Consider the following 25838-nt stretch of genomic DNA (forward strand, 5'->3'; position numbering starts at 1 on the left):
CAGCCTCGCCGCCGGAGCGGAACCGAGGTTAAGGACGTTCGATAACAGGTTGTGAAGCCCATCCCGGCGGCAGCGGATCGGGGCGGTTAATCTGTACCTGACTGAGCGATAGCGCCGTGACGCCTTGAGCAAAAAGGCCTGGCATGCCGTCCGGCCAGCGCTCTACACCCCAGGGACGCTCCGTGGCCGGATTAATAGCATAAGCATTATCCAGCCCCATTCCGCCGGGATTTGCCGGATTACAGGGCGGGCGAATATCGTACCAGCCCTGCTCAGGATGCGCGCTGGCAAGCTGATCAATTAACAGATGATCGAAGCTAATATGATGCAGCGCGCCGGGAATTTCACAATGCAGATTAATCGCGCCCTGGGTTGTGCCGGTAAGATGGCTGAATTGCACCCAGGCAATTTCGCCCGGCGTGATTTCGGGGTGACGCGGGCGCACAGAGATAAATACCGGATCCGCTTTGCCCCAGTGGACCGGCGGCGCATAGATACAGTTAAAAGTGATATGACTGAAAGATAGCCGACGAAAATTCCCGCCATCGCGGCTCAGCAGACCGATTCCCCGGTTCGAATCGAGGATGGTGCAGCCGGTCACCACCACATCTTCAATATCATCATGGGTTTCGGTACCGATTTTTAGCGCGCAGCTGTTAGAACGCAGAATGGTGCCGGTAATGGTGATATGAGCGGCCCGACCACGCAGCGCCAGCGGCTTGCGCGTGGTTTTAATACAGATGCCATCATCTGCCGCGCTAAAATAACTGTCGCTGACGTGGACATAGCGACAGCTGTCAATGTCCAGCGCGTCGGTGTTCGCCATGGAGAGATCGTTATCAATACAGAGACGGCTGATTCTGACCTGCTCGCAGTTAACCAGATGCACCGTCCACATCGGCGCCTGCTCAATGGTAAAGTCCTGCAGCGTGACCTGACGACAGTTCTCCAATACCAGCATGCGCGGCCGTTGCGGTAACGGCAGCCGATAACCCATCTCATCCGCTTCAGCGGCGAACCAGGCACTGGCATTACCATCAATGCGCCCTTTTCCTTCGATGGTGATGTTTTTCTTGCCGGATGCATAAAGCAGCACGCGCGAGGAGCATTCCGCCTGACTTTGCGCCTCTGTGAGGTAATCCTCCGGCTGACTGCTGGCGATCAGGGTTGCGCCAGCGGCCAGATGCAGCGTTAAGTTCTCTGGCAAAAGCAGCGAGCCAATCAGATAAGGGGCGGGAGGAATGTAAAGCGTGCCGCCGCCGCGTGCGGCAATGGCATCCAGCGCGCGCTGGAAACAGGCAGTGTCGGCGGTAGTGCCATCGGCGTGAGGATGGTAATCGTCCATTGAAATCAGCATCGGCGCATTTCCTCAAGAAAACGATGCGCTAATCCCAACACAGATTATATTGAAACGCTATTTCAGAAATGACTAAAGAGGCGTGAAACGTGAGATGTTTCACAACGCGGGCCGGAAAAACCGGCCCTGCCGCTCACTCAGCTTTGTAATGACTTAACGTGCTGTTGGCTTACGCTGCGACGCCATGCGCCCGGCGCTTTACCAAACTGTCGTTTGAAGCTGCGGTTAAATGACTGCTGGGAATCGAACCCTAATGAGATAGCTACATTCAGGATCGGCTCATTGCTGCTGGTAAGGCGATCCGCTGATTTTTTCAGCTTTTGGGAACGGATATATTCGCCCAGCGGATAGCCGGTATGCTCTTTAAACATGCGCTGAAGGTGCCATTTCGAATAGCCAGCGCGCTCAGAAACGGTATCCAGATCCAGTCGCCCTTCGATATTGTTATCAATCCAGTTAATCAGATCGTGAATAAACGCGTCGCTTCTCATCTTCTCTCTCCCGTCGCCAGCGCTAATGGTATCAGTATCAATTGCAGTTACACTTTAACGGTGACTGAATTTGCCGGAAATTGCAAACTATATTGATACATTAAATGCAGCAGACTGCGCATCAGGGAAGGATTTTATTATGAAAAACACATCATAAATTATTGATAATAAATAAAATAACCTCCTGGACTGATGTTATTCCTTATCTCTACCAATACCACTGATAGGCCATAGCTGTCAGAAAAAGGGTCGCTCGCTGCTTCCAGATAAAAGAAATTTAGTGCGCTAAAAAAGCACAAAACCTGCGTATCCTCTTTCAGGCGGGCCGGTCCCCGATCGCTCTTCCCTGCATAGCTTTTGCACTTTGTTGATGTTTGTAGTTTTGATTACCGTTTAAGTATGTTGTAACTAATAAGGGATGCTGTAACGGGTCAAATGCGTTATTTCCCCGCCATAAAAAAGCCGCATTTAGCGGCTCTTTTTACACTGTGCTTCCGGCTCGGGTTCAGGTACGGCCTCACAGCCGCTGGTATCCCTGGTTTTTAGCTCCTCCAGCGCATCGGCGACGGTACGTTTAGCCAGCACCTTGAGCGAGGCTTCTTCGGCCTCCTGCGCAATCGCTTTAAAATACCAGCAGGCATTTGCGCTAACCACGCAACGCGCAGGCACTTCAGGGCGCGATGCCCAGATTTTTTTATCCTCGATCACCGAAACATAAATATCACGTAACGTTATTTGATCGGCAGGACGGCCAAGATGGATGGAACCGGTACGGCCTAAAGTCGAAACAATGATGCCATCGCGCGTCAGCGGAACCATCAGCTTGCGAATAAAGCTTGGGTTAGCTTCCAGACCATATGCCAAAATGGCGCTGGTGGAACGTTTGCCCGATTGCTCCGCCATCGCTACGCTCAAGACCATCTGCAAAGCTGTCGGGAAGCGGTAATCTAACATTTCATCATCCTGAGTTGCGGTGAATCTTATTCTTTTTGGCACCGCGGCTGTGAAGAATCAATGCGCAATAATATAACAAACACCGGTGCCTCTTTGAAGATGACCTCTGGCGCAAGGCACATATTCACAATTCCGCGCCCTTCGGCGGCGCGATCACCTGCCCTACCGCTGCTATTCAGGATGGCTCGCCGGCTGTGGCGACAGCCGCATTTTTAATACCAGGGTAAGCAGTACATTAATCAACGCCAGCGCACACAGTATGATCAACGTCGCCTGCGCACCGAAAGTCTGGAAAACCCAGCCGCCGGCCAGCGGCGTGAGTGCCTAACCAATCAGCGCCGGTCGCGCCATACGTCCGGCAATAACGGCGTAATCCTCCGGCTTTACCAGCGCCAGTGGTAGCGTCCCGCGCACGATGGCGCGCAGACCATTGCCCGCGCCATACAGCAACATACTCAGCAGCGCCATATGGGGAAACAGCACCAGCATCACCAGCCCGATCGCAACCAGCCCTACGGAAAATAAGGTCGTCCAGACCGGATGGCCGCGACGAAACGCCATATCCACTACGCGCGAAGCAACCTGGCAAGGCCCTAATACCGCGCTGATCGCCAGCGCGCCGGCCAGCGTATAGCCCTGATGCTGCAACAGCGTAATTAGCTGAACCGAAATCGCCGTCATAATCACCGAAGCCAGCGTAAAAATGGCACACAGCAGCCAAAAAAGCGGCGTCGGTATCGCGTTTTGTTGATGAGCTACCGTTTTATTAACAGACGTGTTTTTTCGTCCGCCGCCCGGCGGTAAAGCAATCAAACAGGCGGGATAAACGCTTATCAGCAGCAGTGCAGCATAGGCAAAACAGGCATGACGCCAGCCCAGCCACTCAATTAACAGCGCGCAAAACGGCCATACCAGCGTGGTACAAAATCCAGAAATAAGCGTAATGCTGGTAATGGCGCGGCGGGCCGTTGCGCCATATAACGTGCCCAGCGTGGCGAACAGCGCGTCATAAAGCCCCATCGCCATGCCGACGCCGATAATGGCCCATGCCAGTAAAAAGAGCCACAGCGTATGGCTCAACCCAACCAGCGTCAGTCCAACAGCGATCACGCCGCCGCTGGCCGCCAGCATGGTACGTCCGCCGGTTCGGGCAATAATCCGTCCGCCCAGCGGCGCTAATAGCCCTGACAACAGAATCGCCAGCGAAAGCGCGCCATAAATCCATTGTTGCGACCAACCGGTTTCACGACTCACGGGCGCCGCCAGCACCGCCATAATGTAGAAAGATCCGCCCCAGGCAATGATTTGTACAATGCCTAATAACAGGATGCCATGCAGGCCGGGATAAGGGAGTTTCTGTTGCAATCCTTTGTTCTCAGTGGGTTAGAAAGTAATGATACGCCGCGCTGTTGCGCTGGCGATACCGTCAGGAATGTCGTTCAGCGGGCAAACGCCATCTCAGTACACCGCTTGCCGATTGCGTGACGACAGCCAAATGCCCTTATTTTGCCGCAGCCTCCTGCTCACGTCTGCAAATGAGAAATTTATTTTAACTTTTAGCAGTGATGGCTGATTTTTATTTCGCCTGGCGATAATTAAGCTGACTTACTGTTTTTACTGGCTGCATCATAAATACTGAAGTTATTACCATATGTTATTCAACAAATTTGATTCGCAAAAAATAAATTACGAACATTTTCCCTTCTCCATATGGTAAACGCTATTTATTGACTCTCCAGAAAAGACTGATTTATTTTAACTTTTTGATTTAAAAAATAATTTTATAAAATAATATCCAAATAATCTTTCTTCTGCGCTAATACTTTCCACAGACCTTCTTTCAAGATTTGATTTCCTGCAAAATCCATTATATTAAATGGCTATGTTGCAATTTATTACATAGAAGGAGAATAGTATGGGAAAGTTTTATTATGTTAATAAAAGCGCTAATTCATCACGGATTCAGCTGGTACATACGGGAGACTGTCCATTGCTTCCTGCCTTAGAAAATCGCACTTTTCTGGGTACGTTCTATGCACCGCTTGACGCCATCAAACAGGCCAAAAAATTTCACCCTCAGGCCACAGGCTGCGAGCGTTGCTGTCCAACGCCGTTAAAAAAACGCAAAAACAGTAAAACGCAGACTTCTGCCACTGCACAGTTGATTTATTGATATTTTTTACACAGCACCCAAAACCTTCCGTTACAGCCCCTCTACAAGCATCGTGCTGTAACGGAGGTGCCCTGCTTACTGAAAGCTCCCACAGGACGCTGCGAATAATTTTTTTACTCCCCTGTTTCACTCCTGCTATAAATCGACCACAATAGAGAACAAATGTGATGCAAGTCACCTTTTGGTGATGGATGCATCAATACTGTTTATCCTTCTGGCATTCATTTATTCCCATGCAAACACCTGTTTCTCGTAAAACGGCCTGGCTACGCGTTGTCCTGTTGGCCGTGGCAGCCTTTATCTTTAACACTACCGAATTTGTGCCGGTGGGCCTGCTTTCCGACATTGCCGCCTCGTTTTCCATGAAAACGCCGGAAGTCGGTATCATGTTGACCATTTATGCCTGGGTTGTGGCGTTGATGTCACTGCCGCTGATGCTGGCAACGCGCAATGTAGAGCGTCGCCTGCTGCTGAGTGCCATTTTCCTGCTGTTTATTCTGAGCCATATTCTTTCGCTGATGGCCTGGAATTTCTGGGTGCTGGTGATTTCCCGCATCGGCATCGCGCTGGCGCACGCTATTTTCTGGTCGATAACCGCCTCGCTGGCGATTCGCGTCGCGCCTGCCGGTAAGAAAACGCAGGCGCTTAGCATGTTGGCTACTGGCACCGCGCTGGCGATGGTTTTAGGCGTGCCGATTGGTCGCATCATCGGTCAATATCTGGGCTGGCGTATTACTTTTGGCATGATCGGCGCATCGGCGCTGGTTCTGATGCTGATGCTGATTAAGCTGCTGCCTAAGCTGCCGAGCGAACATACCGGCTCGCTCAGCAGCGTGCCGATGCTGTTCCGCCGTCCGGCGTTAGTCAGCATGTATCTGCTGGTGACGCTGGTGGTCACCGCGCACTACACGGCGTACAGCTACATTGAGCCTTTTATGCAGGTTATTGCCTCGCAGGGCGAGAATTTCACCACCTTCCTGCTGTTGATTTTTGGTACGGCTGGCATTGTCGGCAGCATTATCTTTAGCATTCTGGGCAATAAATTCCCCTCCGCGCTGCTGCTGTGCGCGATTGGCCTGATAACGCTTTGCATGGGCCTGCTGCTGTTCGCCGCGATCCATCCGGTGGCGGTTTCCGTACTGTGCGTGATGTGGGGAATGGGAATGATGACTATTGGCCTGGCGATGCAGGTGCGCGTGCTGTCGCTGGCGCCGGACGCCACTGACGTGGCGATGTCACTCTTTTCCGGTATTTATAACATCGGCATTGGTGCGGGCGCGCTGCTGGGTAATCAGGTCAGCCTGCATTTTAAAATGGCCGATGTCGGCAATGTCGGCGCGATCCTCGGCCTGCTGGCGCTGTTCTGGTGCGTGTTTATTTTCCGTCGCTATCCGCAATTGCGCAGCAACGGTTAACCGGCAGGACGCCATGTTTCTCAGCCCCGCGCCGTTGTTATGCTGAGCTGAACAGCCTCAATTACCTTTGCTCATTTGCCGCGTGCCAACAGAAACAGGGCGGATAACTTTATCCGCCCTGTTCTTTCATCATCTGACATCGCCGCTAACTGCTGCACGGCCGCGACGCTACTCCAGATAAAAGACCGGTTTCAGCGGCTCACTGATCGGGCTGTTATCGGAATTCGATGGCATCAGCTCGCGCATGGATGCCCACCAACGCTGGCAAACCTCCATCTGTGCAACCGCGTCCCAACGCGCCTCCGATTCGATCTCCACATAAGCAAACAGCAGGTTACGCTGCTTATCAAGGAAGATGCTGTAATGGTGCGCGCCGTGCGCCTTCAGCGTCTGCTCCAGCTCCGGCCAGATGGGCGAATGGCGCTGCTGATAGGCTTCGTGACACTGCGGGTAAACCTGCATTACAAAGGCTTTACGCAACATTGGCTGGTCCCACATCCAGCGCTGCCTGCCACGGGTTAACGTTAAAGCGTTTGCCCAGCGCAATCAGCTGTTCGGTGGTAATGCTCTGGCGGATACCGCCCATGGAAATCACCTTCACCAGCACTTCCGACGATTTTTCTGCGGTATCAATAAGGCCAAAGGTTTCATCCAGCGTCGGGCCTGCGCCGAAAATGCCGTGGAAAGGCCACATCACCAGACTGTGCGACTGCATCTGCCGGGCAGTGGCATCGCCGATTTCATCGGTGCCGGGCACCATCCAGGGTACGATGCCGACGCCATCGGGGAACACCACCAGGCATTCGGTGCTGCCTTCCCACAGCAGGCGGGTAAAGCGCGCCGCATCCAGCTCTACCACATAGCTTAGCGACATAAAATTGGTGGCGTGGCAGTGCATAATCACCCGGTCGGCGCCGTTAGTCAGCTGTTTGCGCACGCTGTGCGACTGGAAATGCGAGGCCAGTTCAGACGTCGGCACGCCGCCATTCACCAGCCCCCAGTGAATTTTATAGGAGAGCCCCTTTTCATCCACCTGCAGCAGCGCCAGGCAGTCCGCCGGATCGAGCTGTACGTTGCGGAAAAACTTGCCGGAACCGGTAACGATAAACCAGTCATTCGCCAGCCCCGGTGCCGGACGGCTCAGTTCAATACAGCGCGGCTCGGCGACAAAATCGTGCGCAAACGCGGCCACTTCTTCGGGCAGCAGGCGCATCGTCACGTTGCCGCCGTTGCGCTCGTCCCAGCCCTTCAGCCACATATCGCTGGTGGCTTTCACCATCCCCTGTACAAACCAGGAAGAGAGAATTGATTGCATAGTGTCATCCTTACCGTTGACTGAGGATCTGTTCTTCATAATCACGTACGTTGCGCAGCCAGCCTGCATCCGCCGGTACATCGTGGCGCAAACAGTAGCTTTCCCAGACGGCCTGCCACGGCAGCGATTTTTGCTCTTCCAGCTGCGCCAGGCGCGCGGTGTAGTCGCCTGCGGTTTCCAGCGCACGCAGCTTGTCGGTCGGCTCCAGCAGCGCGCGCAGCAGCGCTTTTTTGGCATTGCGCGTGCCGATAACCCAGGCGGCGATGCGGTTAATCGAAGCGTCAAAGAAATCGAGGCCGATATGCACTTTATCGAACAGTTTCTGCCGCACGATTTCATGGGCGATGGCCTGGGTTTCATCATCCAGCAGCACCACATGATCGCTGTCCCAGCGTACCGGGCGGCTTACGTGCAGCAACAGACGCGGCACGTAGAGCATCACGGTAGAGATTTTGTCGGAAATCACTTCGGTAGGATGGAAATGGCCAGCGTCCAGCGTTAGTGCGGTCTGGCGACTGGTGGCGTAGCCGAGATAGAACTCATTAGAGCCAACGGTATAGCTCTCTGCGCCGATACCAAACAGCTTGCTCTCCACCGCGTCGATATGGTGCGCCGGATTCAGTTTCTCGCTAATGATCTCATCCAGCGCCTGCATCAGCCGCTGACGCGGCGCAAAACGATCGACCGTCAGATCTTTCATGCCGTCGGGTACCCAGATATTCATTACCGACGGCGTGCCCAACTGCTCGCCAAACGAGGCGGAAATCTTACGGCTCGCCTTACAGTGATCTATCCAGAACTGACGAATGCTCTGATCGGCGTGCGACAGCGTAAAGCCGTCGGCGCTCAGCGCATGGGAAAAACAGGTCGGATTGAAATCCAGTCCCAGCTGGCGTTCTTTGGCCCAGCTTACCCAGTTGGCAAAATGCTGCGGCTCGATTTCATTGCGATCTACCGGTCGATCGCTTTCCAGATAGATAGCATGCAGGTTGAAACGCTTCGGGCCTGGGATCAGCGTTAAGGCCAGGTCGACGTCGGCGCGAAGCTCGGTAGCGTTGCGCGCACGGCCCGGATAGTTGCCGGTGGCCTGGATGCCGCCGGTGAGCGCGCCCTGTGGATTTTCGAAGCCGCGTACGTCGTCTCCCTGCCAGCAGTGCATCGATACCGGAATGCGATCCAGTTGTTCTATTGCGGCCTCGACATCGACGCCGTTATCGGCATATCGCTGTTTCGCCAGTTCAAAAGCCTGTTCTGTAAGCCTGGTCATAAGCACAATTCCTTACGCGGTTGTTTCAGCGCCTGAAAACGCGACCAGCCGTCGGTTAGCGCGCTGTCTGAGATGGGTTGAATAAGATGAGAGGAAAATTTTGCGCCACGCAGCGACGAAACGCGTTCACATCGGCCATTTCGCCGCAGGCGATCAGCTGGCAGCCGATATTCCCCAGCGTGGAAGCCTCAACCGGGCCGATGCCGATCGGCAACTGGCAGGCATTGGCGCACAGCTGATTCAGCAACGGATTCTGGCTGCCGCCGCCAACGATGTGCAGGCGGCTAAAAGCGCCGCCGCGCAGCGTGGAAAGCTCTTCCGTTACCTGGCGGTAAAGCAGCGCCAGGCTGTCAAAAATGCAGCGCGCCAGCGCTACCGGACTGTGGGGCACCGGCATCGCTTGTTCGACGCAGGCGTCCTGTATTTCGCGCACCATGCTGGCCGGATTAATAAAGCGCGCATCGTTGGCATCGATAATCGACAAACAGGCGGGATAATTCGCCGCTTCATCAATCAGCGCGCAGAGATCGGCGATCTGCAGCTCATCGCAAACACGCTGCAACAGCCACAGCCCCATAATATTTTTCAGTACGCGATAGCGCCCTTCCGCGCCGCCTTCATTGGTGATATTGGCGTGCAGCGCGGCGTTATTGTTGAACGGCGTCCGGCTCTCGAAGCCCAGCAGCGACCAGGTGCCGGAACAGAGATAAGCGTCGTCCGCACCCGTTAACGGCGTCGCCAGCACCGCGCTGGCGGTATCGTGCGTCGCTACGGCCACCAGCGGAATACGGATGCCGCTGCGGCTCTGCCATTCGCCGACCGGCGTGCCCGGCGCGCGCGGTTTGCCAAACCATTCTGGCCGCGCCCCCGCCCAGCTCAGCAACTCGCTGTCCCACTCGCCGGTAGAGAGATTTAACAACTGGGTGGTGCTGGCGTTGGTGTACTCCCAGTTCAGCACGCCGGTCAGACGGTATTGCAGATAGTCCGGGATCATCAGGGCGTGCGCTATCTCATCAAGCAGCTCAGGATGGGCCTGGCTAAAAGCGCGCAGCTGATAGAGCGTATTAAAAGGCAGGAACTGAATGCCGGTCTGCTGCCAAATGAAGTCGCGGCCCAGCTCGCGCTGCGCCTGCGCCATTACGCCATGGGTGCGCTTGTCGCGATAGGAAACCGGCAGCCCTACGCGTTCGCCCGCCTGGTTCAGCATGATCATATCCACGCCCCAGGTATCGATGCCGATGCTATCCGGCACGATGCCGCTCTCCAGTAGCTGCTCAAGGCCGTCGCGAATAGCCTGCTCCAGCGCGTCAATATCCCAGCAGTCATAGCCTTCACGCTGGCGACGCTGATTAGCGAAGCGGCTAATCTGCTCCAGCGTGAGCCTCTGCGTTTCCGGCTGGTAGCGTGCCAGCATAATGCGGCCGCTGGAGGCGCCAAGATCGATGGCAACAAAATTGCGATGCGTCATAAGATTCGCTTCCTGATGAAACATGCTCACCAGTGTAAAATTCCGCGAATTCTGCACCTTACTGACAGTGCCATTGTTTTTAACCGGCTGGCAGGGGCGTCAAGAAGCACGTGAAGCAGCTCACAAATCCGCGTTTCCTTGTTTCATTCTGACGATGTGACACTTGCCGCAATTCTGAAGATTTCCAGCTGTTTCTTGAAAAATTAACCGCTTAAGCCTGTTTTGCGGTGCAAAATTCAAGGTAAGTTAAGCCCGCGCTGGCTAGTATCGGTCGCACTGAGGTAAATGAGGACGCATCATGACCGTATTACATAGCGCTGATTTTTTCCCAAATGGCGATCTGCCGGTGGCGATTGAACCGCGTGCGCCGCAGGGCGTCTTCCCGGAACATCACCATGATTTTCATGAGATTGTGCTGGTGGAACAGGGTGCCGGTATTCATATCTTTAACGGCCAGCCTCAGTCGCTGTGCGGCGGCTGCGTCTGCTTCGTGCGCGATCACGATCGTCATCTCTATGAACAAACGGAAAATTTATACCTGACTAATGTTCTGTGGCGCGGCCCGCAGGCATTTCGTTTTCTCACCGGCCTGCAGGATTTATTGCCGCAGGAACAGGAAGGCCGCTATCCGTCCCACTGGCGCATCAGCAATCGGGTAATGGCGCAGGCCAAAACGCTGGTGGCACAGCTTCAGGAAGCGGACGGCTGCGACGCCACCGAACAGCGCGTGCGCCAGGAGTTGACCTTTATGCAGCTGCTGGTGCTGCTGCGTCAGGGCTGCCGCGAGCAGGAAAGCGATGCGCAGGAGGCGCGCCTCTTACGTCTACTCGACTGGCTGAACGATCACTACAGTGAAGACGTTGACTGGGATGCGCTGGCCGATCGTTTTTCGCTGTCGCTGCGCACGCTGCACCGGCAGCTCAAGCAGCAGACCGGCAGCACGCCGCAGCGCTATCTGAACCGGCTGCGGCTGCTTCAGGCGCGTCATCTGCTGCGCCACAGCGAAATGCGCATTACGGATATTGCTTTTCAATGTGGTTTTGGCGACAGCAATCATTTTTCAACGCTGTTTCGCCGTGAATTTGGCTGCGCGCCGCGGGCGGAGCGGCAACAGATGTTGTAACAGGAGAACAGCATGGCGTTAATACTGGCGAAAGCGGACTACTTCCCTTCTGAGGCGATGCCGGTTGCGGTTGCCGATCGGGCGCCGCAGCCTACATTTCCGCCTCATCGCCATGAATTTAGCGAGATTGTTATCGTCTGGCGCGGTAACGGCCTGCATGTGCTTAACGATCGGCCCTGGCTGGTGACCTGCGGCGATCTGTTTTATATCCAGCACAGCGACTGTCACAGCTATGAGTCGGTTAACGATTTGGTGCTGGATAATATCCTTTACTGCCCGGAGCGTTTTCGTCTCGGTCTGGACTGGTCGCAGCTATTGCCGCTGGATGATGCCGACTATCGCGCCCACTGGCGCCTGACCACGCGCGGCATGGCGCTGGCGCGCGGCGTCATTTTACAGCTGGAGCAGGAGAGTCGTAAAACCGATCTGCTCTCTATGCAGCTGGCGGAAGCGCTGTTTTTGCAGCTGGCGCTGATTCTGCGTCGCCACCGCTATGTGGCTGAGCGTGCCGGAGAATTGCCGGAGGGCGAGCAGCTCGATCTGCTGATGTCGGCGATTCAGGCCAGCACCGCCCGCCCCTTCGATCTTGCCGCCTTCTGCCAGCATAACCGGCTGAGCGAGCGCGCGCTAAAGCAGCTGTTTCGCCAGCAAACCGGCATGACGATTGGTCACTACCTGCGTCAGCTACAGCTCTGTCAGGCCAAGTATCTGCTGCGCAATACCGAGCTGCTGATTGGCGAAGTGGCTGCCCGCTGTGGTTTTGACGACAGCAACTATTTTTCGGCAGTGTTTACCCGCGAAACCCACTTCACGCCCAGCGCCTGGCGTCAGCGCTTTGAACGCGCCAGCAAAAGCCAGCCACAGACGGAACAGCAAAAAGAGTAAACATAAAAACCCGGCTTCATGCGGAACGGCAAAACAGCGTGACAGACTGAATAAACTGCAGACCTTCCTTGCATTTTCTGCTGCAGCCGGTTCGTGGCCTGCACAGAGCCAATTGCACAATTTTTAGCATGTTTAAAGTTCGCGGTATGCAGCGTATCCTGTGCAGTATGCTTGCGCAGTCGAAACGCTGGTATATGTACCGATTATGCGGAATCAAACCAACTAAAACGGCCTGACTCAATAAAAGTCAGGCCGCTGTTATTTTGCTTATCAGGCGTTTTAGTAAAATTCTGTGCCCTGCTGCTTAACCCGCCATTCCCATGCCGACGACATTCGCCGCCAGAATAATCACCAGGCAACCTACCGAAAGCACTCGCACCGGACGGCGTCCGACCGCATGCCACTCTTTCATCAACAGTCCGACAATGCCGCCACACAGCACATACAAACTCATATGCAGCATCCAGCTGACAAAGTCATATTGCGCCGGAATATTGGCGTGTCCCCAGGCGTAGAAGAAGAACTGCAAATACCACATCAGCCCGCCGAGCATGGCAAAGGCGATATTTGCGCCCAGCAGGGGCTTCGCCAGCGAGAAATCCGCCTTGATCGAAAGCGAGGGTTTGATCGCCAGACGGACAAAACAGTAGGCCAGGTTAACCAGCGCGCCGCCGCCCATAATCACCACATAGCTTGGCAGCGCCACGTAGAGCGGATTAATACCCGCAGCAGCGGCGGCCTCATGCATGGGTTTCGCCGCGTCCATCGCAAAAGACATACCGGCAGAGAAAATTCCGCACAGCACCGCCAGCACCAGTCCTTTTTTCAGATTGAACTCTTCGGCGCTGATGCCCAGCGCGCGTTCTTTCAGGAAACCGGCACGTGAAACGATAATGACGCCAATCAGCGCGATCAGCACGCCCAGCAGCGTCATCCGTCCGCCTGCTGAACTAAACAGCACCATAAAACGTCCCTGGAGCAGCGGCGTCATCAGCGTGCCGACCACCAGCGTGATACCAATGGCGATACCGATGCCCATCGACATGCCCAGGTAGCGCATCGTCAGCCCGTAATTGACGTTGCCGATCCCCCACATCGCGCCGAACAGAAAGACCGGCAGCAGTTGGGACAGGCTGAACTGCTGAAAGTAACCCCAGAAATCGGGCAGCAGCACCGCGCTCACGGCCCACGGCAAAATCAACCATGACATGATGCCGCCGACTGACCACATCGTTTCCCATGACCAGTGTCTGACCCGTTTAAAGGGGGCATAAAAGCAGGCGGCGCTGGCGGCACCGACCAAATGCCAGAAAATACCAGCAAGGATTGCGTTGTTCATCGTTATTCCTTAGTAAGGTTGAGGCCTGCAGGAGAACGCTCTCCCGGTTACCGCGAGTCTAAAGAGTTCATTTCCTCACCAGCCTTTCGCTGGCTGCCCGTCTCTGCCTGTCTGTGGCAAAAATGAGCAGATGACCTCGATAACGATCACAAATCTATTACATTGCTTGCTTAACGACGGCAGCCATGTCTGAACGGCTAACTTGTTGCTGTTAAAGCGTATTTTACGGTTATGCCTGTCCGGTCAGGCTAATCCTTGTATTTTTGCCAAAGCGCCATCCGCCCTGGCAGCCACAGGAAGGTGAATCCATTTTTGCCAGGCCAAGGTAACAACATTAAACAATTCCATATCTTTTCATTAACCATAAGAAGCAGAATTAATAACGGAGACCTGGCGCATGACCCTCAATCAAAAACAGATGTATATCGACGGTGAATTTCAGTCTCATCAGGGCGCATGGATTGACGTCATCAACCCGGCGACGGAAGCGGTGATTGCGCAGGTGCCGGAAGGCAGCGTGGCGGATGCGCGCCGCGCTATCGACGCGGCAGAAGCGGCGCAGCCGCAGTGGGAAGCGCTACCAGCGGTAGAACGCGGCATCTGGCTGCATAAAATCGCCAACGCGATCCGCCAGCGGGAAGCGGAACTGACCGCCACCATCGTGGCCGAAGGCGGTAAAACGCAGAGCCTGGCGCAAACTGAAGTGCTGTTTACCGCTGACTATCTCGACTATATGGCCGAGTGGGCGCGCCGTTATGAAGGCGAGATCGTCCAGAGCGATCGCCCTAATGAAAATATCTTCGTGTTTAAAAAGGCGATTGGCGTCACTACCGGCATTCTGCCGTGGAACTTCCCTTTCTTTCTGATTGCGCGCAAAGCGGCACCGGCACTGATTACCGGCAACACCATCGTGCTGAAGCCCAGTGAAGTAACGCCACTCAATGCGGTGATCTTTGCGGAAATTTTACAGCAGGTCGGCCTGCCGAAAGGCGTCATTAATATTGTTTTCGGCTATGGCCCGGTGGTAGGACAGGAGCTGGCCGCCAACCCGAAAGTGGGCATGGTCAGCCTGACCGGCAGCGTTAACGCCGGGATTCAGACTATGGCGGCAGCGGCGCAAAACGTCACCAAAGTGTCGCTGGAGCTGGGGGGCAAAGCGCCAGCGATTGTTATGGCGGATGCCGATCTCGATCTGGCGGTCAACGCCATTGTCAGCTCGCGCATGATTAATTCCGGTCAGGTCTGTAACTGCGCAGAGCGCGTTTATGTGCAGGAAGAAATTTACGACGCCTTTATGGCGCGCCTGACCACGGCCTTCAGCGCTATCCGCTGGGGCAACCCGGCGGAACAACAGCAGATTGATATGGGTCCGCTGATTAATGCGGCCGCCCTGAAGCACGTGGAAGATAAGGTGGCGCAGGCGCTGCAACAGGGGGCGCAGCTGGTGACCGGCGGCAAACGCGCAGGCGACACCGGCTACTTTTTCCAGCCCACCATTCTCAGCGGCGTCACGCAGGAGATGGCGATTATGCAGGAGGAGATTTTCGGGCCGGTATTGCCGGTTGCCACCTTCCGCACGCTGGATGAGGCGCTTGCACTGGCTAACGACAGCGAATATGGCCTGACCTCCTCGCTGTATACGCAAAATCTTAATACTGCGATGATCGCCCTGCGCCAGTTAAAATTTGGCGAAACCTATATCAACCGTGAAAATTTCGAAGCGATGCAGGGTTTTCATGCGGGCTGGCGTAAATCAGGCGTCGGCGGCGCCGATGGCCGCCACGGATTAGAAGAATATCTGCAAACCCATGTAGCCTATTTGCAGTTTGGTTAAGCGTGACTAAGTGACAACGTCACTATAAGCGCGATTCAGGGCGATCGCAGCCCTGAATAAGTGACGTGGTCACCATTACAAAGCGTTCAGGGCGCAATCAGGCTGCCGCGTAATGGAGGAAAATCGCTGTTTTCGCCGCTGATAAGCTGGAGCGCCCGCTGCGCCAGCATATCCAGCGGCCATGCCATTTGCGGCATCTCCGGCGCGCCTACCACCGGTACGGCGCCGTCCAGGCTGAATACCATTACCTCCTGCGGCACTTGCCGCTGATAGCGCCGCAGCAGCGCCATCGCTTCACGGCTTTTTATATAGTCGGTCACCAGCAGCGCATCAAACGCGATATGACGATTAATAAGCGTTTGCAGCGCCACGCTGACCGACTCCTCCTGTCCGCAAATCAGCTGACGGTTATAAGGTAACGCCGCGCTTTCCAGCGCATCGCAGTAGCCCGCCAGCACCTGCTCTGCCGCCTCGCCGTGACTGAAATTAAACAGCACGATTTTGCGGCGCTGCTGACTAAACAGGTAATGACAGGCAGTCTGGCTGGCGAACTGGTAATCAATCGCCAGCTGCGGTCCTTCGCCGCCGTCAAGACAATCGATCAGCACCGCCTGCTTCGCCTCTTCCGGCAGCGCAAAACGCGCTCCGACCACCATCACCGCATCGCAGCGCCCCGCTCCCAGCTCTTCCAGCGCCTGCGCCACTGCCGGTGCGCTATTGGCAAAGCGCAGCAGAAGATGTTTGCTATCCTGGCTGAGCGCCTTTTCCAACGCCTGAAGATAACCGGTGGCCTGCTGGACATGCTCGGTCGCGCAAATCACCCCGATACAGTTTGTTTTCTGGCGCGTTAACGACTGAGCGATCGCGTTCGGTTTATAGTTCAGCTTCTCCACGGCGCGCAGGACGGCGTCACGGCTTTCTTCTTTAACGCCGCGACTGCCGCTCAGCACGCGGGAAACGGTCGCTTTCGATACGTTAGCCAGGCGCGAAACATCATTAATACTCGCCATAGGATTGCTTTTCTCTCCGCTCTGTCGCTGTTTTACGAAAATCCGTTTTCACTGGCCACGCGCAAACCATTCGCCGCTTTTTTTCACCCGACGCTGTTGGCTGTCGAGATCGAGCTGCACAAAACCATAACGGTTTTTGTAGGCGTTGCTCCATGACCAGTTATCAATAAAGGTCCACATATGATACCCCAGACAGTGCGATCCCTCCTGCAATGCCCGATGCAGCCAGATTAAATGGTCGCGCACAAAGTCGATGCGGTAATCATCCTGAATCTGGCCATTCTGCGCAAAACGCTGCTCATCCTCGACGCCCATGCCGTTTTCCGAGATAAAGCAGCGCGGATTGCCGTAGTGCTGGCGCAGGTTAGTGAGGATATCGTAAATGCCCTTCTCATAAATTTCCCAGCCGCGATACGGGTTCATCTTACGTCCCGGCATCGCATAGTGATCGAAAAACCACTCCGGCATAAACGGACTGTGCGGATTCACCTGCGCATCACGGCATTTTACCCGACGCGGTTGATAATAGTTGATGCCAAGCAGATCGACGCGCCCCGCAGCCAGCAGCGCGCTGTCGCCAGGCTGACGCTCTGGCAGTTGCTGATGCGTTTCCAGCAGCGTCACCAGCTCCGCCGGATAGTGACCGAGCAGCGCCGGATCGAGAAAACTGCGGTTAAAAAAGAGGTCAGCAATCTGCGCCGCCTGCTCATCGACCGGGTTTGCCGAGCGCGGATAGGATGGCGTCAGGTTAAGAATAATACCGATCTCCCCCGGATATTCACCGTCGCGGAACAGCTGCACGGCGCACGCATGGGCCAGCATGGTGTGATAGGCCACGGTCGCCGCCCGTTTAAAATCGACTACGTTAGGATAGTGGAAATCATACAGGTAGCCGCCCTCTACCGGCACAATCGGCTCGTTAAAGGTAAACCAGTGCGTTACCCGATCGCCGAACAGCTGAAAACAGGTTTGCGCATAGGCCGCATAAGCTTCAACCACCTCGCGGCTCTCCCAGCCACCCAGTTTCTGCATCGCCATTGGCATATCGAAATGGAACAGGTTAATAAAGGGCGTGATGCCCTGCTTCAGCATTTCATCGATAACCTGGTTATAAAAGCGCACCGCTTCCGGGTTAACCGCGCCGCGTCCTTCCGGGATCAAGCGCGCCCAGGAGATGGAGGTGCGAAAGGTGTTGTGCCGCAGCTGTTTCAGCAGCGCAATATCGTCGCGCCAGTGTTGATAAAAGGTCGAGGTGTGCGCCGGCCCGATTTGCTGATGAAAACGGTTAGGCGACTCGGCAAACCAGCGATCCCAGACGGTTTCGCTTTTACCAAAGTTCAGGCTTTCGCCTTCGGTTTGAGGCGCGCTGCTGGCGCTGCCCCACCAGAAATCGGCGGGAAATGAGTAGTGCATGCTGCTGCTCCTTTACGGGGTTTGCAATCCGGCGCCAGGCACCGTAGACGTTTCTTTCGCCTGCGCTTCCTGCTGTAACAGGCTACGCTCCCAGGCTTTGACGAACGGCAGGTACATCAACGCCGATAGCACCATACAAAACAGGCACATCACCACCGGACTAAAGGCCCAGTTCGCCGCCCAGGAGGCGCCAATCGGCGCGGGCGTGGTCCAGGGCGCCATTGATACCACCTGCGCCACCCAGCCCAGTTTGGTTGCCGTCCAGGCGAACACCGCATTGATCATCGGTACCAGAATAAATGGCAGGAAAAACAGCGGGTTCATAATAATCGGCATGCCGAACAGGATCGGTTCGTTGATATTAAAGCAACTCGGCACGATGCCCATTTTGCCGATGGTACGCAGGTGCGCCGCCCGGCTTTTCAGCAGCAGGAAAGCCAGCGGCAGCGTCGATCCCACACCACCAATCAGCAGATAAAAATCCCAGAAGCCCATCAGGTAGGTGTGCGGCAGCGTCTGCCCCGCCTCCAGCGCCGCCTGGTTGGCAGCCAGGTTGGTCAGCCAGAATGGGTTCATGATGCCGGTAACGATCAGCGCACCGTGAATGCCGGCAAACCACAAAATCTGACAAATCAGCACCGACAGCAGCACCGCCGGTAAGGTGTCCGAGGCGGAAACCAGCGGCTGCAGCAGATGCATTATCGCCTGCGGAATGATCATCCCGGTCCAGGAGGCGATCAGCAGATTCAGCGGATGCAGCGTGGCGACAATCACAATTACCGGGATCAAGATTTCAAACGAGCGCGCCACGCCGGTCGGCACCTCTTTCGGCAGGCGAATCGTGATATTTTTCCGCTTCAGCAGCGCATAGATCTCGCTGGTGTAAATGGCGGTGAGGATGGCGGTGAAGATGCCCTGGCCGGAGAAGTAGTCGGTGGAAATTTTCCCGTCATGATAAGGCGCGGCCACCAGCAGAAAGCCCATAAAGGCCAGCAGCCCGGTCATCACCGGATCGAGCTTGTAATGACGGCCGAGGCTGGCGCCGATGCCGACCGAAATGAAAAAGGTCATCACCCCCATGCTGAGATAGTACGGCAGCATCAGCTGCTCGCGGTGGCGCAGCGAGAAATCGAGCCAGCCGCGTGCAAAGCCCCACTGGCTGTCGGCGGCAAAGGGCGGAAAGATAAACACCAGCATAAAGGAGCCGATGATCATAAACGGCAGCGCCGCGACAAAGCCGTCACGGATAGCGATCACATGGCGCTGCTGACCGACGGCGCCGGCCAGCGGCGTAATCTTGCGCTCAATGATATTAATTAAGCCCTGATAAAGTGAAGCCATCATGCCACCCCTTTCTGCTCGATCAGTTGCAGGGCGTAATCCAGCACTTTATCGCCGCGCATGGTGCCGTAATCCATCATGTTGATGGTGGCGACCGGAATCCCCTCATTAACGGTTTTTGCCGCCAGGGTTTCCTGCATATATTTGACCTGCGGCCCCAGCAGCACCACATCGTAATGGGCGAAACGCTCATCAAACTCGGTGGCGCTAAAAGCCGCTATCTCAGCCTCCATCCCACGGTTTTGCGCCTCATCCTGCATTTTTCTCACCAGCATACTGGTGGACATTCCGGCGGAACAGCAAAGCATAATTTTATACATGACCTTTACCTTCTCACGGTTTCGACCTGCCTATAGGAAACAAAACGGAAACCGGTTTCCATAGCGGGCAAACTAAATTGCGAGGAAGCTCAAGAATCGAACGAAGGAAAAAGAGATGGCTGTGAGATTGTTCACGAATATTAATCAAACGGGCGACCTGCGCCGCCCTGAGGATCAGCGTTTAATATCGACCTGATAAAAGATATGTTTGCCAAAGGGATCGATTTGATAGCCGGTCACTTCCTTACGCACCGGTTCAAACAGCGTGGAATGGGCGATCATTACCGCCGGCGCCTGGTCATGCATGATCTGCTGCGCCTGCTGATAAAGCTGGATGCGCTTGTTATGATCCTGTTCGACGCGCGCCTGGTTAATCAGCGTTTCAAACGGCTGGTAGCACCATTTTGCCGAGTTCGAGCCGCCGTTGGCCGAGGTACAGCTGAACAGCGGGCTGAAGAAGTTATCGGGATCGCCGGTAGCGGTAGTCCAGCCCATTAACGCCGCCTGATGCTCGCCGTTTTTCACCCGCTTCAGGTATTCGCCCCACTCATAGCTGACAATACGTGCCTGAATGCCCACTTTCGCCCAGTCTGCCTGGATCATCTCTGCCATGCGGCGCGCATTGGGATTGTAGGGCCGCTGCACCGGCATCGCCCAGAGATCGATGGTAGTGCCTGGCTTAATGCCCGCCTGCTGCAACAGCTGTTTGGCCTGCTGCGGATCCCACGAATAATCCTGCAGCTTACCGTCAGCGCTCCAGACATCGGGTGGCAGCAGATTTTTCGCTACGCTGCCGGTGCCGTGAAATATCGCCTCAATAATCGCCGGTTTATTGATCGCCATCGTTAGCGCCTGACGCACCTTCACATTATCCAGCGGCGGCTTTTGCGTATTAAAGGCCAGAAATCCGGTATTCAGCCCCGATTTTTGCATCAGCACCAGATCCGGGTTTTCCCGCATACGCGGCAAATCGGCCGGATTGGGAAAAGGCATCACCTGGCACTCATTTTTTTCCAGTTTGGCATAGCGCACCGAGGCGTCCGGCGTGATGGTAAACACCAGCCGATCCAGCTTCGCCTTGCCCTGCCAGTAATCCGCGAAGGCCTTATAGAGAATGCGCGAGTCTTTTTGATACTGCATCAGCTGAAACGGACCGGTGCCGATGGGATCGCGATCGACACGCTCCGGCGTGCCCGCCTTCAGCATCTTGTCGGCATATTCGGCGGAGTGAATCGAGGCGAAATACCAGGCGAGATCGGCGAGGAACGGCGCTTCGGCATGAGCCAACGTAAAGCGCACCGTATGATCGTCCACTTTTTCGATTTTTTTAATCAGTTTGCCGAATTCCAGGCTTTCGAAGTTGGCATAGGTGCCGCCGGAAATTTTATGGTAAGGATTGTTTTCATCCATCTGACGCATAAAGGAAAAAATCACGTCGTCGGCGTTAAGATCGCGCGTCGGCTTAAAATATTTGTTGCTGTGAAAATGAACCCCCTGGCGCAGATAGAAGGTATAGACCGTGCCGTCTTCGCTGATCTCCCAACGCTCCGCCAGGCTTGGCTCCAGCTCGGTGGTGCCGGTTTTAAACTCCACCAGCCGGTTAAAGATCGGCACCGCGCTGGCGTCAACGCTGGTGCCGGAAGTGTAGAGTTGAGGGTTAAAGTTTTCCGGCGATCCTCGGCGCAATAAACCAGCGTTTTCGCCGCCGCCGCCGTACTGAACAGCATCATTAGCGCTACGCCCGTTAGTTTTTTCATCTCCGTCCTCGCTTTTGGTTGACTTAATCCGCTGGTGATGTGTAAAACAATTTAACATCTTGTTAATAAATAACATCTTTTCCGCCCCCACTGAACAATAAATAACTCTTAATAAGGAAGCGCTATGACCGACAGGCTGGCCCGCCAGTTAACCGACCGCTTTTACCGCTATCTCGCCGTAAGCAGTCAAAGCAACGCTGCCGCTACCACCTTGCCCAGCACACCGGAACAGCATCAAATGGCGCGCCTGCTGGCGTCAGAGCTGGAAGCACTTGGGCTGCGCGATGTGGAAATCGACGAACATGCCACGGTGACCGCCGTTAAGCCCGGCAACCGGCCCGGCGCGCCGCGCATCGGCTTTATTACCCATATCGATACCGTTGATGTCGGCCTGTCGCCGCATATTCATCCGCAAACGCTGCCCTTTAACGGCGACGATATTTGCCTGAATGCGCAGCAGGATATTTGGCTGCGCGTCAGCGAGCATCCTGAGATCCTGCCCTATAAAGGCCAAGAGATTATTTTCAGCGACGGCACCAGCGTGCTGGGTGCAGACAACAAGGCGGCGGTCAGCGTGGTGATGACGCTGATGGAAAACCTCAGCGGCGATCATGGCGATGTAGTGGTCGCCTTTGTGCCGGATGAAGAGATCGGCCTGCGCGGCGCCAAGGTGCTGGATCTGGAAAAGCGCTTTAACGTCGATTTTGCCTGGACCATCGACTGTTGCGAGCTGGGCGAAGTGGTTTATGAAAACTTTAACGCCGCGGCGGCAGAAATTCTCTTTACCGGCGTACCGGCGCATCCGATGTCGGCAAAAGGCGTGCTGGTCAATCCGCTTTTGATGGCGCACGACTTTATTGCCTGCTTCGATCGCCAGCAGACGCCGGAGCATACCGCCGGACGCGAAGGCTATATCTGGTTTAATGAAATCAGCGCCAACGCCAGCGAGGCGCGGCTGAAAGCCTCGATTCGCGATTTCGATCTGGCGAGTTTCAATCAGCGCAAGCAGCAAATTCAGGAAGTCGTGCAGCAGATTGCCGCACGCTATCCCACCGGCAAGGTGGCGGTCACGGTCAGCGATATTTACAGCAATATCAGCAACGCCATCGGTGACGATCGCCGCGCCATCGATCTGATTTTTACCGCGCTGGCTGAACTGGACATTACGCCGAAGGTGGTGCCAATGCGCGGCGGCACCGATGGCGCGGCGCTGTCGGCGAAGGGGCTACTGACGCCGAACTTCTTTACCGGCGCACATAACTTTCATTCGCGCTTTGAATTCCTGCCGGTGCCCTCTTTTGTCAAATCCTACCTGGTTGCGGAAAAGCTCTGTTATCTGGCGGCGCGATAAAAAAAGGGTCACCCACAGGTGACCCTTTTCTCAGGGCTTGCTGACCCTGACATCAATACCAGGGAAATATTTCTCCGCCAGTTTTTGCACCGTACCATCCTGCTGCACTTTACTGATGGCGGCATCCAGCGTCTGTTTCAGCTGCACGTCATCTTTACGCAGGCCAAAGCCAATGCCGGAACCGAGGATTTTGTCATCCTCTACCGCGTTGCCAATAAAGGCGAAGCCCTTGCCCTGCGGCTTGTTCAGGAAGCCGGACTGTCCGGCGGCGGACATCACCAGCGTGCCGTCCAACCGTCCGGCCAGCATATCGTTGTAAACCTGGTTTTGATCCTGATAAGACGTAACGGTAACGCCGTTCGGCTCCCAGTGCTGTTTTGCATAGGTTTCCTGGATCGAGCCTTGTAATACGCCGATATTTTTCCCCTTCAGACCAGCGGCAGCAGGCTGCAATCCGCTGTTCGCCCTGCCCACCAGCATGCTGGGAATACGGTAAATGGGCCGGGTAAAGGCGATGCTTTGCATGCGCGCCTCGGTGATATTCATGGCGGAATTAATCGCATCGAATTTCTTTGCCATCAGGCCGGGAATTAAGGCGTCAAAGCTGCTTTCCACCCAGCTACAGGAGAGGTTTCCTGCCTGACAGATCGCTTTGCCCAGCTCAATATCGAATCCTTCCAGCTCGCCCTGCGCATTGCGGCTTTCAAACGGCGGATATTGCGATTCCACGCCGTAGCGCAGCGTATTCTGCGCCAGCGCCTGTGCGGAAGCGAACAGTCCCAGCGTCAGCCAAAAGATGCTTAGTTTTTTCATTATTATTCCTCGTGGTGGTTAGCGCGCCTTTAACAGACAGAGCGCCTGCGCGCCCGCCTGCAAAGTCGCTTCATCTTTAGCAAAGGAGAGACGGATCAGCCGGTTATCGGTGCCGTCGGTATAAAACGCCGACAGCGGGATGGCGGCGACGCCATGCGCGGTAATCAGCCGCTTCACCATGTCACTGTCACTTTCATCACTGAAATGATCATAGCTGGCCAGCATAAAAAAGGAGCCGGCAGTTGGCAGCAGCTGGAACGGCGACTCCTGCAGCAGTGAAGCCAGCAGATCGCGCTTTTGTTGATAAAAATTCGATAGAGAAAGATAGTGAGACGGCTCGCGCAGCCATTCGGCAAAGGCGACCTGCATCGGCGTATCGGCGGCATACATCAAAAACTGATGCACTTTTACCACTTCATCCATCAAGTCTGCGGGCGCGACGCAGTAGCCGACACGCCAGCCGGTAACGTGAAAGGTTTTGCCGAAGGAAGAGACAATCACGCTACGCTGCGCCAGTTCAGGATGCGTCGCCATACCGTGATGACGGCGGCCATCAAACAGGATATGTTCATAAACCTCATCGGACAGCACAATAATGTCGCTGTGCCGCGTCAAAGCAGCGAGCTGCGTCAGATCCTCGGCGCTCAACGCCTGGCCGGAAGGATTATGCGGCGTGTTGATCACGATCATGCGGGTACGCGGCGTAATTGCGGCGCGCACCTCATCCCAGTCGATAGCAAACTGCGGCACCTTCAGCTTCAGCGCCACCGGTGTTGCGCCCTGCAGTCGAATAACCGGCGCATAGCTGTCAAAGGCGGGCTCAAAGAAAATCACCTCGTCGCCAGCGTGAACCAGCGCGGCGATCGCGGCGTACAACCCTTCGCTGGCGCTGGCGGTGATCAGGATCTCGCTGGCGACATCGTAGGTCTGGCCGTAAAGGTTAGCTATCTTTTCCGCCAGCGCCTCTTTTAACGGAAGATAGCCGGTCATCGGCGCATATTGATTGTGTCCGTCGCGCATCGCCTGATTTACGCGCGCTATCAGCGCAGCATCGCAGGGAAAGCCGGGCGCGCCCTGCGCCAGGTTAATGGCGTTATGTTGGGCGGCCAGTTGCCCAATCACGCTGAAAATGGTGGTGCCGACATCCGGCAGTTTTGTACGCCGCGTTACCGCTGAAGCCATGCTCATTTCGCCCCCAGTGAATAAATATCCATAATTGTTATATAAGCATTCAAACGGAGCTGGCTTGCAGCGGCAAGCGAATTGTTATCATAATAGCCATGCAAAAAATTCATCGCTCAGGAAATACGCTATGGTTCATCAGCCGCTGCCGCTTAACGCCGTGCATGCTTTTCTGGTTGCCGCTCGCCATCTTAATCTCACCCACGCCGCCGATGAGCTTTGTCTGACGCAGGGCGCCGTCAGTCGTAAAATCGCCGCGCTGGAGGAGTGGTTGGGCTTTCATCTGTTTGATCGGCACGCGCGTGGTCTGCATTTGACGGCGCGCGGCGCTGCGCTGCTGCCGCAGCTGAAACAGGGCTATGAGCTGATGTTGAGCGCCACAGAACAGGCGCGACAGCCTGATAATGCGCTGCGGCTGCGTGCGCCGACCTGCGCGATGCGCTGGCTGCTGCCAAAACTGATGGAGCTGGAACAGCAGTATCCCGATCTGCACGTGCAGCTGACCACCACGCTGGCCCATAACCCGCAGCTGGAAAATTTTGATGCGGCAATTGTTTACGGCATCGCTCCGGCAGACAGCGTCCTGCTGTTTGAGGAGCGGCTGACGCCGGTGTTAGCTGGAAGCCTGCTGAGCGATACGCCGCTGACGCCAGCCGATCTCGCCCGTTTTACCTTTTTGCATCCGTCCCATGACGATCGCGACTGGCAGTTATGGTTGGCAGCGCAGAACGCTACGCTGCCCATGCGGCGCAATCAGCACTTTGCGACGATGGATTTGGCGATTGGCGCGGCGATGCAAGGATTTGGCGTGACCGTTGCGGATGTGACGCTGGTGAAAAGCGAGTTGGAAGCGGCGCGGCTGGTGGCACCTTTTGCACAGAGCGTCACCACCGGCGCGGTTTACAGCCTGATTAGCCGCGAGGAAAAAGAAGCGCCACCGCATCTGACGACGCTGGTGGCGTGGCTCTCGCAGCCTGAAACACATTGCTAAGACGACTCAGCGGCAGATGGCCGCTGAGTCGCCCCTTTT

The 25838-nt window shown here is 55.4% G+C and carries 20 protein-coding genes and 3 pseudogenes; 7 read left to right on the forward strand and 16 right to left on the reverse strand.

Annotation, left to right across the window (positions count from 1 at the left end; genetic code table 11):
* Nucleotides 1-28: 28 nt before the first annotated feature.
* The 4 genes and pseudogenes from P3C52_RS15855 to P3C52_RS15870 all read right to left on the reverse strand — a co-directional run bounded on the left by P3C52_RS15855 (nucleotide 29) and on the right by P3C52_RS15870 (nucleotide 4167).
* A complete protein-coding gene (locus tag P3C52_RS15855) occupies nucleotides 29-1357 on the reverse strand; it encodes a glycoside hydrolase family 28 protein (RefSeq protein WP_275555921.1) in 1329 nt (442 codons plus the stop codon).
* A gap of 137 nt (nucleotides 1358-1494) precedes the next feature.
* Nucleotides 1495-1848, reverse strand: a complete 354-nt coding sequence (locus P3C52_RS15860; protein WP_275555922.1) for a helix-turn-helix domain-containing protein — start codon at nucleotides 1846-1848, stop codon at nucleotides 1495-1497.
* 468 nt (nucleotides 1849-2316) lie between these two features.
* The gene (locus tag P3C52_RS15865; protein ID WP_275555923.1) at nucleotides 2317-2802 is read right to left on the reverse strand and encodes an Rrf2 family transcriptional regulator; all 486 of its coding nucleotides are present in this window, start codon (nucleotides 2800-2802) and stop codon (nucleotides 2317-2319) included.
* A 171-nt stretch (nucleotides 2803-2973) separates the two neighbouring features.
* Nucleotides 2974-4167: pseudogene (locus P3C52_RS15870) on the reverse strand (MFS transporter).
* 550 nt (nucleotides 4168-4717) lie between these two features.
* Here P3C52_RS15870 and P3C52_RS15875 point away from each other — a divergent pair.
* On the forward strand, nucleotides 4718-4975 hold the full coding sequence (locus tag P3C52_RS15875; protein WP_275555924.1) for a hypothetical protein: 258 nt from the start codon (nucleotides 4718-4720) through the stop codon (nucleotides 4973-4975).
* Nucleotides 4976-5208: 233 nt separating this feature from the next.
* Nucleotides 5209-6390, forward strand: coding sequence for a sugar transporter (locus P3C52_RS15880; RefSeq protein ID WP_275555925.1), 1182 nt, complete (start codon nucleotides 5209-5211; stop codon nucleotides 6388-6390).
* Between the two features lie 168 nt (nucleotides 6391-6558).
* Here the strand turns inward: P3C52_RS15880 and rhaM are convergent, their stop codons facing one another.
* The 4 genes and pseudogenes from rhaM to rhaB all read right to left on the reverse strand — a co-directional run bounded on the left by rhaM (nucleotide 6559) and on the right by rhaB (nucleotide 10440).
* Nucleotides 6559-6873 (reverse strand): L-rhamnose mutarotase, encoded by a 315-nt coding sequence (gene rhaM, locus P3C52_RS15885; RefSeq protein WP_275555952.1) that lies wholly within the window; start codon nucleotides 6871-6873, stop codon nucleotides 6559-6561.
* Nucleotides 6863-7705 (reverse strand): rhamnulose-1-phosphate aldolase, encoded by an 843-nt coding sequence (gene rhaD, locus P3C52_RS15890; RefSeq protein ID WP_275555926.1) that lies wholly within the window; start codon nucleotides 7703-7705, stop codon nucleotides 6863-6865. Before rhaD ends, rhaM begins: the two co-directional genes overlap by 11 nt.
* Nucleotides 7706-7715: 10 nt before the next feature.
* Nucleotides 7716-8972 (reverse strand): L-rhamnose isomerase, encoded by a 1257-nt coding sequence (locus P3C52_RS15895; RefSeq protein ID WP_275555927.1) that lies wholly within the window; start codon nucleotides 8970-8972, stop codon nucleotides 7716-7718.
* Nucleotides 8969-10440 (reverse strand): annotated as a pseudogene (rhaB, locus tag P3C52_RS15900) (rhamnulokinase). The gene P3C52_RS15895 and the pseudogene rhaB overlap by 4 nt, the downstream one beginning before the upstream one ends.
* 298 nt (nucleotides 10441-10738) lie before the next feature.
* Between rhaB and rhaS the strand changes: the two are divergent.
* The gene (rhaS, locus tag P3C52_RS15905) at nucleotides 10739-11563 is read left to right on the forward strand and encodes an HTH-type transcriptional activator RhaS (protein ID WP_275555929.1); all 825 of its coding nucleotides are present in this window, start codon (nucleotides 10739-10741) and stop codon (nucleotides 11561-11563) included.
* Nucleotides 11564-11575: 12 nt separating this feature from the next.
* A complete protein-coding gene (rhaR, locus tag P3C52_RS15910; RefSeq protein WP_275555930.1) occupies nucleotides 11576-12448 on the forward strand; it encodes an HTH-type transcriptional activator RhaR in 873 nt (290 codons plus the stop codon).
* Nucleotides 12449-12752: 304 nt separating this feature from the next.
* Here the strand turns inward: rhaR and rhaT are convergent, their stop codons facing one another.
* Nucleotides 12753-13787, reverse strand: coding sequence for an L-rhamnose/proton symporter RhaT (gene rhaT, locus P3C52_RS15915; protein ID WP_275555931.1), 1035 nt, complete (start codon nucleotides 13785-13787; stop codon nucleotides 12753-12755).
* A gap of 397 nt (nucleotides 13788-14184) precedes the next feature.
* Here rhaT and aldA point away from each other — a divergent pair, with 397 nt between their 5' ends.
* Entirely contained in the window at nucleotides 14185-15621 is a 1437-nt protein-coding gene (gene aldA, locus P3C52_RS15920) for an aldehyde dehydrogenase (RefSeq protein ID WP_275555932.1), read from the forward strand.
* 86 nt (nucleotides 15622-15707) lie between these two features.
* On the opposite strand, the gene P3C52_RS15925 is transcribed toward aldA, so the two are convergent.
* From P3C52_RS15925 to P3C52_RS15945, 5 genes and pseudogenes are all read right to left on the reverse strand, one after another.
* The gene (locus P3C52_RS15925) at nucleotides 15708-16631 is read right to left on the reverse strand and encodes a LacI family DNA-binding transcriptional regulator (RefSeq protein ID WP_275555933.1); all 924 of its coding nucleotides are present in this window, start codon (nucleotides 16629-16631) and stop codon (nucleotides 15708-15710) included.
* Between the two features lie 48 nt (nucleotides 16632-16679).
* Nucleotides 16680-18044: a glycoside hydrolase family 1 protein gene (locus P3C52_RS15930; protein ID WP_343252028.1), complete on the reverse strand. Its 1365-nt coding sequence runs from the start codon at nucleotides 18042-18044 to the stop codon at nucleotides 16680-16682.
* A 12-nt stretch (nucleotides 18045-18056) separates the two neighbouring features.
* Nucleotides 18057-19385 (reverse strand): PTS sugar transporter subunit IIC, encoded by a 1329-nt coding sequence (locus P3C52_RS15935; RefSeq protein ID WP_275555953.1) that lies wholly within the window; start codon nucleotides 19383-19385, stop codon nucleotides 18057-18059.
* Nucleotides 19385-19705, reverse strand: coding sequence for a PTS sugar transporter subunit IIB (locus P3C52_RS15940; protein ID WP_275555934.1), 321 nt, complete (start codon nucleotides 19703-19705; stop codon nucleotides 19385-19387). The genes P3C52_RS15935 and P3C52_RS15940 overlap by 1 nt, the downstream gene beginning before the upstream one ends.
* Nucleotides 19706-19879: 174 nt before the next feature.
* Nucleotides 19880-21462, reverse strand: a pseudogene (locus P3C52_RS15945) (ABC transporter substrate-binding protein).
* 124 nt (nucleotides 21463-21586) lie between these two features.
* Here P3C52_RS15945 and pepT point away from each other — a divergent pair.
* Nucleotides 21587-22813, forward strand: coding sequence for a peptidase T (gene pepT / locus P3C52_RS15950; RefSeq protein ID WP_275555935.1), 1227 nt, complete (start codon nucleotides 21587-21589; stop codon nucleotides 22811-22813).
* 30 nt (nucleotides 22814-22843) lie between these two features.
* On the opposite strand, the gene P3C52_RS15955 is transcribed toward pepT, so the two are convergent.
* Both P3C52_RS15955 and P3C52_RS15960 read right to left on the reverse strand, forming a co-directional pair.
* Nucleotides 22844-23626: a transporter substrate-binding domain-containing protein gene (locus P3C52_RS15955; RefSeq protein ID WP_275555936.1), complete on the reverse strand. Its 783-nt coding sequence runs from the start codon at nucleotides 23624-23626 to the stop codon at nucleotides 22844-22846.
* 18 nt (nucleotides 23627-23644) lie between these two features.
* Nucleotides 23645-24814 (reverse strand): methionine aminotransferase, encoded by a 1170-nt coding sequence (locus P3C52_RS15960; protein WP_275555937.1) that lies wholly within the window; start codon nucleotides 24812-24814, stop codon nucleotides 23645-23647.
* Nucleotides 24815-24938: 124 nt separating this feature from the next.
* Between P3C52_RS15960 and P3C52_RS15965 the strand changes: the two genes are divergently transcribed.
* Nucleotides 24939-25799, forward strand: a complete 861-nt coding sequence (locus tag P3C52_RS15965) for a LysR substrate-binding domain-containing protein (protein WP_275555938.1) — start codon at nucleotides 24939-24941, stop codon at nucleotides 25797-25799.
* Nucleotides 25800-25838: the final 39 nt, after the last annotated feature.

Origin of the sequence: Mixta sp. Marseille-Q2659 (assembly GCF_940807255.1) — a bacterium.
Taxonomy (GTDB): domain Bacteria; phylum Pseudomonadota; class Gammaproteobacteria; order Enterobacterales; family Enterobacteriaceae; genus Mixta.

Coding starts and splice junctions, on each gene's coding strand:
- P3C52_RS15855 (WP_275555921.1), bottom strand. CDS start 1,357: ATGCTGATTTCAATGGACGATTACCATCCTCACGCCGATGGCACTACC.
- P3C52_RS15860 (WP_275555922.1), bottom strand. CDS start 1,848: ATGAGAAGCGACGCGTTTATTCACGATCTGATTAACTGGATTGATAAC.
- P3C52_RS15865 (WP_275555923.1), bottom strand. CDS start 2,802: ATGTTAGATTACCGCTTCCCGACAGCTTTGCAGATGGTCTTGAGCGTA.
- P3C52_RS15875 (WP_275555924.1), top strand. CDS start 4,718: ATGGGAAAGTTTTATTATGTTAATAAAAGCGCTAATTCATCACGGATT.
- P3C52_RS15880 (WP_275555925.1), top strand. CDS start 5,209: ATGCAAACACCTGTTTCTCGTAAAACGGCCTGGCTACGCGTTGTCCTG.
- rhaM (WP_275555952.1), bottom strand. CDS start 6,873: ATGTTGCGTAAAGCCTTTGTAATGCAGGTTTACCCGCAGTGTCACGAA.
- rhaD (WP_275555926.1), bottom strand. CDS start 7,705: ATGCAATCAATTCTCTCTTCCTGGTTTGTACAGGGGATGGTGAAAGCC.
- P3C52_RS15895 (WP_275555927.1), bottom strand. CDS start 8,972: ATGACCAGGCTTACAGAACAGGCTTTTGAACTGGCGAAACAGCGATAT.
- rhaS (WP_275555929.1), top strand. CDS start 10,739: ATGACCGTATTACATAGCGCTGATTTTTTCCCAAATGGCGATCTGCCG.
- rhaR (WP_275555930.1), top strand. CDS start 11,576: ATGGCGTTAATACTGGCGAAAGCGGACTACTTCCCTTCTGAGGCGATG.
- rhaT (WP_275555931.1), bottom strand. CDS start 13,787: ATGAACAACGCAATCCTTGCTGGTATTTTCTGGCATTTGGTCGGTGCC.
- aldA (WP_275555932.1), top strand. CDS start 14,185: ATGACCCTCAATCAAAAACAGATGTATATCGACGGTGAATTTCAGTCT.
- P3C52_RS15925 (WP_275555933.1), bottom strand. CDS start 16,631: ATGGCGAGTATTAATGATGTTTCGCGCCTGGCTAACGTATCGAAAGCG.
- P3C52_RS15930 (WP_343252028.1), bottom strand. CDS start 18,044: ATGCACTACTCATTTCCCGCCGATTTCTGGTGGGGCAGCGCCAGCAGC.
- P3C52_RS15935 (WP_275555953.1), bottom strand. CDS start 19,385: ATGGCTTCACTTTATCAGGGCTTAATTAATATCATTGAGCGCAAGATT.
- P3C52_RS15940 (WP_275555934.1), bottom strand. CDS start 19,705: ATGTATAAAATTATGCTTTGCTGTTCCGCCGGAATGTCCACCAGTATG.
- pepT (WP_275555935.1), top strand. CDS start 21,587: ATGACCGACAGGCTGGCCCGCCAGTTAACCGACCGCTTTTACCGCTAT.
- P3C52_RS15955 (WP_275555936.1), bottom strand. CDS start 23,626: ATGAAAAAACTAAGCATCTTTTGGCTGACGCTGGGACTGTTCGCTTCC.
- P3C52_RS15960 (WP_275555937.1), bottom strand. CDS start 24,814: ATGAGCATGGCTTCAGCGGTAACGCGGCGTACAAAACTGCCGGATGTC.
- P3C52_RS15965 (WP_275555938.1), top strand. CDS start 24,939: ATGGTTCATCAGCCGCTGCCGCTTAACGCCGTGCATGCTTTTCTGGTT.